The sequence below is a fragment of the Dolichospermum lemmermannii CS-548 genome, from assembly GCF_028330815.1.
GTDB lineage: Bacteria > Cyanobacteriota > Cyanobacteriia > Cyanobacteriales > Nostocaceae > Dolichospermum > Dolichospermum lemmermannii.
Genome location: NZ_JAQMTJ010000147.1, coordinates 21,387 through 28,559, shown reverse-complemented (window position 1 = coordinate 28,559; position 7,173 = coordinate 21,387). Strand labels below are relative to the sequence as shown.

General features: G+C 38.7%; 8 protein-coding genes. 3 read left to right on the top strand and 5 right to left on the bottom strand.

What is annotated here, in order from left to right:
- Positions 1-133 precede the first annotated feature (133 nt).
- The 3 genes from PN450_RS09725 to PN450_RS09715 all read right to left on the bottom strand — a co-directional run bounded on the left by PN450_RS09725 (position 134) and on the right by PN450_RS09715 (position 2,444).
- Entirely contained in the window at positions 134-619 is a 486-nt protein-coding gene (locus PN450_RS09725) for a S1C family serine protease (protein WP_271836144.1), read from the bottom strand.
- A gap of 394 nt (positions 620-1,013) precedes the next feature.
- On the bottom strand, positions 1,014-2,114 hold the full coding sequence (gene mraY, locus PN450_RS09720) for a phospho-N-acetylmuramoyl-pentapeptide-transferase (RefSeq protein ID WP_168634076.1): 1,101 nt from the start codon (positions 2,112-2,114) through the stop codon (positions 1,014-1,016).
- Positions 2,115-2,204: 90 nt separating this feature from the next.
- Entirely contained in the window at positions 2,205-2,444 is a 240-nt protein-coding gene (locus PN450_RS09715) for a DUF3134 domain-containing protein (RefSeq protein ID WP_168695380.1), read from the bottom strand.
- Positions 2,445-2,682: 238 nt separating this feature from the next.
- Here PN450_RS09715 and PN450_RS09710 point away from each other — a divergent pair, with 238 nt between their 5' ends.
- The 3 genes from PN450_RS09710 (at position 2,683) to PN450_RS09700 (ending at position 4,650) form a co-directional block, all read left to right on the top strand.
- Positions 2,683-3,264, top strand: a complete 582-nt coding sequence (locus tag PN450_RS09710) for a PAP/fibrillin family protein (protein ID WP_213717122.1) — start codon at positions 2,683-2,685, stop codon at positions 3,262-3,264.
- Positions 3,265-3,478: 214 nt separating this feature from the next.
- On the top strand, positions 3,479-3,694 hold the full coding sequence (locus tag PN450_RS09705) for a photosystem I reaction center subunit IV (RefSeq protein WP_168695378.1): 216 nt from the start codon (positions 3,479-3,481) through the stop codon (positions 3,692-3,694).
- A 116-nt stretch (positions 3,695-3,810) separates the two neighbouring features.
- Positions 3,811-4,650 (top strand): DNA-formamidopyrimidine glycosylase, encoded by an 840-nt coding sequence (locus tag PN450_RS09700; RefSeq protein ID WP_148766207.1) that lies wholly within the window; start codon positions 3,811-3,813, stop codon positions 4,648-4,650.
- Positions 4,651-4,673: 23 nt separating this feature from the next.
- Here the strand turns inward: PN450_RS09700 and PN450_RS09695 are convergent, their stop codons facing one another.
- Positions 4,674-5,465 (bottom strand): SDR family NAD(P)-dependent oxidoreductase, encoded by a 792-nt coding sequence (locus PN450_RS09695; RefSeq protein ID WP_271836143.1) that lies wholly within the window; start codon positions 5,463-5,465, stop codon positions 4,674-4,676.
- A gap of 192 nt (positions 5,466-5,657) precedes the next feature.
- Complete coding sequence (locus tag PN450_RS09690) at positions 5,658-7,172, bottom strand: thioester reductase domain-containing protein (protein ID WP_271836142.1); 1,515 nt, start codon at positions 7,170-7,172, stop codon at positions 5,658-5,660.
- Position 7,173 lies beyond the last annotated feature (1 nt).

Here is a 7,173-nt window from a genome sequence, read left to right as displayed (position 1 = left end):
TTAGGTTCAACAGGGTTTTATCTTGCTCACGAGTTAAAAATACCCTTAAACGAGCGCCCATATTTTAATCACCTCAGTAGATTGATTTTCCGTATTTACTTATCTTTACATAGTTTGATTTCTTTGCGCCAACTTACTTAGTATTTAATAAAGGTCCGCCAGAGTTTCCAGGATTCAGAGTTGCAGTATGTTGAATAATTCCATCTGGACGAATGCGGCTAATATTTCCTTGAGTACAGGTATCGCGGTTATCAGCAGCCAAGGGACTACCAATAGCAAACACTGGATAACCTACTTTGGCTGTACTAGCAGCTAAACTCAGATGTGGTAAATTTTTACGATTTTGGATTTTTAATGCTGCTAAATCCACTCCACCCCTAGCAAAACCTATCACATCTGCTGGTAATTGCTTACCATCCCGAAACACCACAGTAACAACGCTAGGACTACCATCTACGACATGAGCGTTGGTAATAATTAAACCATCCTGACTGACCAAAAAACCGCTACCATGTCCATTACCGGTTTTAACTGTGATAACGGCAGCACTCCCTTGGATACAGACTCGATTGGCTTCTTCCTCAATCGTTAATGCGAAGACGCTATTATTTCTAGTCATACCCATGAGGGTACATATAGAAAAAAGCGTCAAAATACCATATCGGTACGATAGATGCTTCATGTTGGTTTAGATTCCCTGGTAACTTTACACCCAACCTACTGCCGTGTAAACTTCAAGCGTAACATTGCTTGTTACAGCAGCTTAGTAATTAGACGTAAGTAGCAAATATTTTGTTTCTATCTGGCAAAATATCCCAATAATACCCTGAATTTGCTCAAATCCAAATTCAAGGGTGTAAATTACAATTTGAGTATTAGACGGAGATGTCTATTGGGAATTGGGGTAATTTACGTTCTGGACAGAACCCCCAATCTCAAAACAAAAACAACCCCCAAATTTGGAGGTTGTGAATTTTTATTTGTGAAAAATCTGATGATTAAAACAAAACTGATTATTTTATGGACATAATACAAACGGAAGCTAGAAAAGCGGCGATAATATAAAACACAGCCACTACTTGCAATTCTGACCAACCAGTTAATTCTAAATGATGATGTAAAGGAGCCATTTTAAATAATCGCTTACCTTTGCCATCTGGTCCTTTTGTCGCTTTATAATAACCAACTTGTGCCATCACAGAGAGAGTTTCGACAAAGAAAATCCCACTCAGAATAAACAGTGCTACTAAAGTATTAGTTAACAGTGCAACCGCAGCTAAAGCGCCACCCAGGGCTAAAGAACCGGTGTCACCCATGAAAACACTAGCCGGGTTGCGATTGTAGGCTAAAAAGCCCAAGCAGCTACCGCTGACAGCAGCACAGAAAACCATCAAGTCGGGAGAAGTTGGGGCAATGATCACACCTAATGCGAAAATAGCGATCGCCACTGTTCCCGCCGCCAAACCATCAATCCCATCTGTTAAATTAGTAGCATTGCTCTGGGCAACCAGGACAAACCCGGCCACAGGCCAAAACAACAGTCCTAAAGGTAAGGATAAACCCACCCAAGGTACATGGATATTAGTTATACTAAAATCACCCTTAAATACCAACCACGCACAAAATACCGCCCCAAAGATAACTTGCAAAGCTAACTTCATCTTTGGAGAAATTCCTTTGTTAGACTTCCGACGCAAAATTTGCCAGTCGTCTATCCAGCCAATTAAGCCGTAGCTGAGTGTTAAAGCCGAAACTGCCAGCACATTTTCTGAAAAATCGGATAATATACAAGCAATTATCACAGCTACAGGGATAAAAAATATACCCCCCATAGTTGGTGTTCCCGCCTTTTTGAGATGTGCCTGGGGTCCATCCTCCCGGATGATTTGCCCGGTTTTGAGCGTTTGTAGCAGAGGGATTACCCACTGTCCCAAAATCGCCACACCCACAGCAGATAATAAAAGAGGTAGGGTGAGGGAAGTAGTAGCCCATGGGGTTCTATTTCCCATCCAATCTGAAATCAAGGCTGTCGTACTGAGTAACAAGGCCAGCAAGGAGGCTAACCCAATTCCCGAAAAATTCAAACTTTGATTAGGAGATAATTTAGCGTCCACAAAAAAAAGTCCCTTCACTCCACACTTTAAAAAACCTCAACAAAATAATCCAACCCGGTTTTGGTTACTAGTTCACAAGATCCTGCGGTACTAGTCCTCCTCAGCAATTACATCATCGTCATCATCATAGTCAGTATCACCAATTCCGTCGTCTGCTCCCAGAAAATCGGATATTACTTCTACATCTTCCCGCGAGTCGGTGTCATGGATATCACGGGCTATCAGTCTGCCACTCAGCCGCAACCAGTCCAACATGGAGGACTCTTGTTTTAAGGGAATAACTGATGCTCGTTGGTTTCGGGGAGCTTCGCGGAGGGGAGAATCTAACATATTAACAATCACACACAAGGGTTTATATAACTAGACACTAAGAGTCTATCATTTGATACGAGTTAATTTATTCCTTCATACAGGTCTTTAATTGCTGAATCCGAATTAAAGAAAATTTTCATTTAATTAGGGAACGGTAGCCAAAAAGGCATTATTTACGAGTTGTCTGGTTATAGACAAAGAACATTAATATTTTATTAATGCTGTTTCATCATGCAAACTCTTGAGGTACAGGTTAATGATAGGCAAATCAACTCTCATAGATATAATTGTTGGCACAAATCGCGGTTTATTAGCAAATCAGCAACAACAACAAGCTATTTTAGCAGCGATCGCTAACTTAGAAGATTTTAATCCTACACCACGGCCATTAGCAGCTAGTAATTTACTAGAAGGCAACTGGCGACTACTATACACCACAAGCAAAGCTCTATTAAACATAGATCGTTTACCCCTATGTAAACTTGGTCAAATTTACCAATGTATTCGCGGAGAAACCAACAGTATTTATAATATAGCTGAGATTTATGGCATTCCTTTATTTGCAGGATTAGTTAGCGTTGTTGCTAAATTTGAACCAGTCTCAGAACGGCGTGTACAAGTAAAATTCCAACGTTCTATCATCGGGTTACAAAGCCTAATTGGCTATACAACACCAGGAAACTTCATCCAACAAATTGAATTGGGGCAAAAATTTACAGCTTTTGATTTTCCCATTCAAAGTGAACAACAAGGTTGGTTAGATATTACTTATATAGATGATGATCTCCGGATTGGCAGGGGGAACGAAGGTAGTGTTTTTGTATTAAGTAAGACATAAGACATTTTGCAAGGGGTATTTGGGAATGAGGTTAATCTATTATAGGTACTTTGTCAAGGGGTAAATTAAGAAGATTAACAACTTATTCCCCATGAAAATTCACCAATTTGACAAATAACTTAACAAAACCACAAGCCAACACCTTCAGGATGTAGAGTGAGAACAATCAGCCCTACTTTAACGGCAATTCATACTTCAAAAGGGAAGATCCATCATGGTTCAACGTGGTTCTAAAGTACGTGTTCTCCGCCCTGAGTCCTACTGGTTTCAGGATCTTGGTACAGTGGTTTCTGTTGACAAAAGCGCCATCAAATACCCTGTAATTGTTCGCTTTGAGAAAGTTAACTATTCTGATCTCAATACCAACAACTTTGCTGTAGATGAGTTAATTGAGGTCGAAGCACCTAAACCCAAAGCCGCAGCAAAATAAACAGCCAAGCATCAAGGGGATTGTTTAATGGGATAATAGGAGGAGATGTCAAGGTGAAAATCTTGCCCATTTCCTCTCTTTGACCATACCTGCCCCTAAAAATATTATTTGCTTGAATGCCTGAACTGCCTGAAGTTGAAACAGTCCGTCGGGGTTTAAATCAATTAACCCTGAGTCAAGAAATCACGGGAGGAGATGTATTGCTACAACGCACCATCGCCTACCCGGTTTCTGTTGATGAATTTATTAACAAAATTAAAGGCAATACCATTGCTACCTGGCATCGTCGTGGTAAATATCTCCTCGCTGAACTTTCCTCCCCTTCCCCCAGTTATTTAGGAGTTCACCTCCGCATGACCGGTCAGTTACTTTGGTTAACCCAAGATGAACCTTTACACAAACACACCAGAGTCAGGTTATTTTTTGGGGAAAGGCAAGAATTACGCTTTGTTGACCAGCGCACCTTCGGGCAAATGTGGTATGTTCCTGGTTCTACGGCTGTAGAAAGTATTATGACAGGTTTGGCAAAACTGGCAGTTGACCCCTTTTCCCCAGAGTTCACTTTAGAGTATTTAGCCGATAAATTAAAAAAATCCCGTCGTCCCATTAAAACTGGATTATTAGATCAGTCAATGGTGGCAGGATTAGGTAATATTTATGCAGATGAAGCTTTGTTTAAAAGTGGGATTTTACCAACAACTCTTTGTACAGAATTGCAACTTCCAAAAATCGAACTTTTGCGAACTGCAATTATTCAAGTTTTATCAGCGAGTATTGCGGTAGGTGGGACAACTTTTAGTAATTTCTTGAGTGTTAAAGGCGTTAACGGTAATTATGGCGGTGAAGCGTGGGTTTATAATCGCACTGGCGAACCTTGTAAGGTTTGTGGTAACGTGATCCAGCGAATTAAGTTAGGTGGGCGTTCTAGTCATTTTTGTTCTCAATGTCAAAGTTAATTAGGTTAGCATTGAAAACTAAATTACTTTTCTTCCTGCATACTTCTCACAATTTTCGTCACCATTTTCCTAGGAATAAACCGCACACATTTTGACATCAGTTTGTTGATAAAACCAGGAATAATAATGATTTTCCCCTTCATTAAAGCATCATATCCCATCTGAGCTACAGTTGCCGCATCCATCATATTTTTACCCTTGAGCATTTTAGAATCTGCCATGCCGGTTCTTTCATGAAAAGCAGATGCTGTTGAACCTGGACAAAGAACTGTGACGGTGACACCTGTACCTTCTAATTCATTAGCGATCGCTTCGGAGAATGATAAAATATAGGCTTTGGTGGCAAAATAAACTGCCATTAATGGACCTGGTTGAAAAGCAGCGGCAGAAGAAACATTTAATATTTTCCCATAACCTTGTTTAACCATGTCTTTGAGAAATAATTTTGTTAAATGAGTTAAACAAACTAGATTTACTTGCAGCATTTCTAGTTCATTATTTAAGTTAGTTTCATTAAATAATCCATAGTTACCAAATCCGGCATTATTTACTAAGATGTCAATTTTAATGCCAGCTTCTTGTAATTCCGAGAAAATTTCTTCAGGAGATGTAGATATAGATAAATCTTTGATAATAGGTTTAACAGAAATTCCAAATTCTTCTGCAAAATCAACAGCTATTTTTGTGAGTTTTTCTCCTACTCTATCTACTAATACAAGATTATAATTATTATGAGCAAAAATCCGGGCTAACTGATAACCAATACCATTAGCTGCACCCGTAATCAAAACTGTTCCCTGACATTTTATGTTCATTTTACAAAAAAGTGAATTAGGTGGAATTGGCACGGATAGATCTTACCAACACCATTATACTAAATAAAAATTAAGCTGCTTATAATTAAGATTTCCAGAATAATTAACCGCAGATGAACGCAGATGAACGCGGATAAATACGGATAAAATAATGGATTTCATAATTATATGCAGCCTCATGGAAAATTGATATTAGGCAAGACTTAGGAAACCAGTCTGTACTAAATAAGATGTGTAAGTCATCAACAATTGAGAATCAATAGGTGGACAAACAATAGAACTGCCTTTTAGTGCTTCTAGAGTTTCTTCACAACTAATAATTGGTCTTCTCGCTTGTAAATACAAATCAGGAATAGTGATTTGTTCATCTGACCAACGTTCTAGTAAAAATGGCCGCAAAGTATATAAAGGATTGTCTTGAGAAGTGACATTATTAATTAATTCTGCTTGCCATTCTTCGTAGGGAATCATCTTCAGTGAGAATCCGAAAGAACGCACCCAATCAACTAAAGATTTTAAGGAAGCAGGTTGAGGATGTTGTAAATGGAAAGCCTTACCTACAGATGTTTCTTGTCGAGAAAGATAAACAACTGATTTGCTGACATAATCAACAGGAGACATATCCAACATATAATCTACATCAGGGAAAGACCCCATTTGCAGACAACCTTTAATCATCAAATTGATGAAATCATGGGTATTACAAATTCCAGTTTGACTATCTCCAGAAATTAAAGGAGGTCTATGAATAGTAATAGGTAATCCTCGACTACCAGCAATTTTCACTAATTTTTCTGCTACCCATTTAGTTTGGGAATAACCGAGGAAAATACCTTCCCAGTCATGAAAATCATCATCTTCTTTAACTAACTTACCAGCATAAGCCGTTGATTCAAAAACAGCCACACTAGAAACATAATGCAATGGCTTAACTTTAGTTTGACAAGCTAACCGCAAAACTTCCTGTGTACCCAAAACATTCGCTGTTTTTAATGCTGAGTAAGGATAAACATAATTCAGCAAAGCGGCACTATGATAAATAGTATCAATGTTAGCAGCTAGATTTTCAAATTGTTCTGCACTAATCCCCAAATGTGGCTGTACTAAATCACCAATTATAGGAATAATTCTGCCACTATAATGATCTTGCCAAATGCCATATTGTTGCAAATTATTTTCTAATTTGCTTTTACCTTCTTCCAAATTACTAGCACGGACTAAGCAATAAAGAGTTGCGTCCGATACTTCTAGTAATTCCTTGATCATGAAAGCGCCTAAATAACCTGTTCCTCCGGTTAAAAAGATGTTTTTAGGGTTAGTAACAGAAACAGCAGTACCTACGGGTTGAATAGTGGGGTCTAGGACAGCTTCCGCACCCAAATCTAGAAGAGGAGGAGCAAAGCTAACAGGAGAATTTGTCCCAGACCCTGCATCTTTTACTTGAGAATCATCACTTGATTCGTCTGCTAATCGCTGAGAAAGGGCAGCAATGTTAGGATAATGCCAAAGTAAAATAGGAGAGGGCTTAAATCCTAGTAATTCTTCTAATTTACTAATGATCATCATGGCTTGAGCAGAATCCAAACCATAATTTTCTAAGTTTTCGTCAACATCAATTTCTGCGGTTTCGACTCCGACAACTTCCGCAAGATGAGAAACTAGAAATGCTTGAATACTTTCAGCATTATAAGACTGTTTTAAATTCATT